The sequence below is a fragment of the Pseudanabaena sp. 'Roaring Creek' genome (assembly GCF_001402795.1).
Classification (GTDB): Bacteria; Cyanobacteriota; Cyanobacteriia; order Pseudanabaenales; family Pseudanabaenaceae; genus Pseudanabaena.
Map to the genome: position 1 here is coordinate 1 of NZ_LIRE01000523.1, position 3,249 is coordinate 3,249.

The window sequence follows — 3,249 nt, forward strand, 5'->3', positions numbered from 1 at the left end:
TATAGTTGTTTTAAATAACTTGTAGACGGGCTTCGACTTCGCTCAGCCCTCGGTGTAAGCTAGCTGAGCGAAGTCGAAGCTGTAGTTTTTATTTAAATTATCTATAATTCACAAAAGTGTTGTCACACTTTCGTGAATTGGTATAAACCCACAAGAGAGATATGGCGCGAAGCGCCATATCTCTCTTGTGGGTTTGCCCTGATACACTTGGCTTACATCCAATCATCATCGTCATCGTAGGAAACCCTAGTATTAGGACGGCGGCGATCGTCTTCATCCTTACCCCGTTTATTGCGACTGGCAAAACTGCCAATACTTTCGAGGATGCCACTAAATAGATCGTCATCGTCATCGTCGAAGTATTCTTCTTCTTCGGCATAGAGTTCGCTCGATAGGGCATAGAGCGCTTCTTGTAGCTCTGACTGAGCGCGATCGATCAGGGCATCGTCCTCTTTGCCGATCGCATCCCTGAGTTTTTTAATTGATCCCTCAATTTGTTTGCGACGTTCATAACTTAGTTTGTAGCCATAGTTAAGGGCTAATTCCTTTAACTGCCGCTCTGCACCTACGGCAAGATTATCTGCCCGATTTAATTTTTCAATGCGTTCGCGTTTGGTGCGATCGCGATCGGCAAACTGCTCCGCTTCGGTAACCATCCGTTGTACTTCTTTTTCGTCTAGGGTGGAAGCCCCCTTGATCGTGACTCGACGCTCGACACCCGTACGGCGATCGCAAGCGGTTACCGCCAAAATTCCATCGGTATTAAGATCGAAGGTCACATCAACCTGCGCCATCCCACGGGGCTGGGGATCGAGCCCACTGAGCTTAAAGCGTCCTAGGGACTTGTTATATTCAGCGAGATCGCGCTCTCCCTGAATCACATGGATTTCTACGGAGGTTTGATTGTCTTCGGCAGTCGTAAATAATTCCATCTTGCGACAGGGAATCGTCGTATTTCTAGGAATTAAGCGTTTGACTACACCCCCTGAAGTTTCGACACCCAAAGATAAAGGCGTGACATCTAGCAGTAATACATCCTTAATTTCTCCAGATAAAATCGCCGCTTGAATCACTGCCCCGATCGCTACGACTTCATCGGGATTTACACTCTGACTCGGCGGCTTGCCGATCGCTCGTTCTACCATTTCCTGTACCGCAGGAATCCTTGTGGAGCCACCGACTAACACGACTTCATCGATCTGGCGAGGGCTGACTTGGGCATCCCGTAAGACGCGATCGAGGGGGATTTGTAGTCGCTCTAATAGATCGGCGCTCAATCGCTCAAACTGCGATCGCTTTAAACTGGTTTCTAAATGTAAAGGGCCCTCCGCCGTTGCGGTAATAAAGGGCAAATTAATTTCGGTAACGCCTACCGTCGAAAGCTCGATCTTGGCTTTTTCCGCAGCTTCGGTCAGACGTTGGAGAGCCTGACGCTCTTTACGCAGATCCACCCCATCGGATTTGAGGAATTCTTCGGCAAGGTAATTGACAATTTGGCGATCGAAATCGTCGCCGCCCAATTGTGTATCACCAGTTGTTGCTTTGACCTCAAATAAGCCATCGCTCACCTCCAGTACCGACACATCAAACGTACCGCCACCAAGGTCGAATACTAAAATTTTCTTGTTAGACTTTTTATCTAAGCCGTAGGCTAAGGAAGCCGCCGTTGGTTCATTTAAAATTCGTTTAACTTCAATACCCGCAATGCGACCCGCATCTTTCGTCGCTTGCCTTTGGGAATCATTAAAATAGGCTGGAACCGTAATCACTGCACCTGTTACGGGTTCGCCTAAATATCGACTTGCCTCATCGACAAGCTTGCGAATTACCATTGCCGAAATTTCTTCAGGTGCAAAATCCTTTTCCAGTCTAGAACTGCGTAACTTAATATTGCCTTGATCGTCACGCCTGACCGTATAGGGTACTCGCTTCGTCTCCGCAGAGAGTTCGCTATGCTTGCGTCCAATAAAACGCTTGACCGAATAAAAGGTATTATCTGGATTTAGCACCGCTTGCCGACGAGCCATTTGTCCGACAAGACGTTCGCCATCCTTAGTAAAGCTAACAACGGAGGGAGTGGTGCGGCTACCTTCTGAGTTTGCAATCACTATGGGCTTGCCACCTTCCATAACGGCTACCACAGAGTTTGTCGTACCCAAGTCAATACCTACAATTTTGCCCATGCTTGACGTATATACCTCTTCACTTCCCAAGACTGCTTATGCAACAGCTTAACAATTTTTTGCTTTGCTTTACTTTGCTAATATCCTAGCTCTAAATACTACGTATCTAAACACTATGCATCTAAACACCATGCATCTAAACACCATGCATCTAAACACCATGCATCTAAACTCTATGCCCATGACTATGCCTATGAATGGCTTGCAAACAGCATATAGACAAAATAGAACGAAATACGGACAAAGGGGACTAAGCCCCTGCTGTCTATTGATGTTTATATGACTTTTGCATTGTGTTTATCTGCATTGTGTTTATCAGAAAGATTTACCAGAAAAATTTATCAGAAAGGTTTATCAGATATTTAGCCAAAAACCTTATTTTTCCAAGCTACGATCCCATCAATTAGCTCTTTGCGGCTATTGGCCAGTAATAGATATCGATAGACAAACCACAGGGAATAACCAAAACCAACCAGTTCAAAGATGCCAGGTAATAAAGGTAGTTTATTGAGGAATTCTAAGAGTGCTGATGTGGCAATTAGAAATGGGATGGCAGCGATGAGAGCGATCGCAAGGGTCAGGTTATCTTTTTTGCCTTCGCCAAAGTAATCTTGCCAAAGTTGCTGAACTTGTTCCCAGAGAGGGTTACTCTCTGGCAGTGAGTCATTGGTGGGTGGGAGACTTGTTGTTATTGATTTTGCTGGTTCAGGATTGGGGGACAATGGCTTAACGGGGATTTCGATGGTGGGTTTTGCCGCACTAGCGACTTCTACAACTTCAGCTCCATTCTCTACGGTTGCTTCGTCAGTAGTTTCTTGAGGTTCCATGATTTATTTATAGAGTGCAGTCATTATTAATTGTGAAAATTTTAACAACATTTGCCTCGCTTTTGGATCGCTGTATCGCTTAGTTGTATTAATACTCATGGAGACGTTATACCAAAGCTGAAAATGGCTACGCCTTTTTCAGCTTTGAAAAGCCTTACTGGGTTTGGTTTTTAATTCACAAAAGTGTGACAACACTTTTGTGAATTTGTATTAGTCATGTTAATACAAAAATCAAACCC

At 44.9% G+C, this 3,249-nt stretch carries 2 protein-coding genes; both read right to left on the bottom strand.

Translation table 11 applies throughout. From position 1 onward, the window contains the following. Nucleotides 1-212 precede the first annotated feature (212 nt). Entirely contained in the window at nucleotides 213-2,183 is a 1,971-nt protein-coding gene (gene dnaK / locus AC805_RS15920) for a molecular chaperone DnaK (protein ID WP_055076331.1), read from the bottom strand. Nucleotides 2,184-2,545: 362 nt separating this feature from the next. Next, on the bottom strand, nucleotides 2,546-3,010 hold the full coding sequence (locus AC805_RS15925) for a CAAD domain-containing protein (protein ID WP_055076332.1): 465 nt from the start codon (nucleotides 3,008-3,010) through the stop codon (nucleotides 2,546-2,548). Between the last annotated feature and the right edge of the window lie 239 nt (nucleotides 3,011-3,249).

Excerpts from the sequence above, each read along its gene's own strand:
- dnaK (WP_055076331.1), bottom strand. The coding sequence starts at position 2,183 with ATGGGCAAAATTGTAGGTATTGACTTGGGTACGACAAACTCTGTGGTA.
- AC805_RS15925 (WP_055076332.1), bottom strand. The coding sequence starts at position 3,010 with ATGGAACCTCAAGAAACTACTGACGAAGCAACCGTAGAGAATGGAGCT.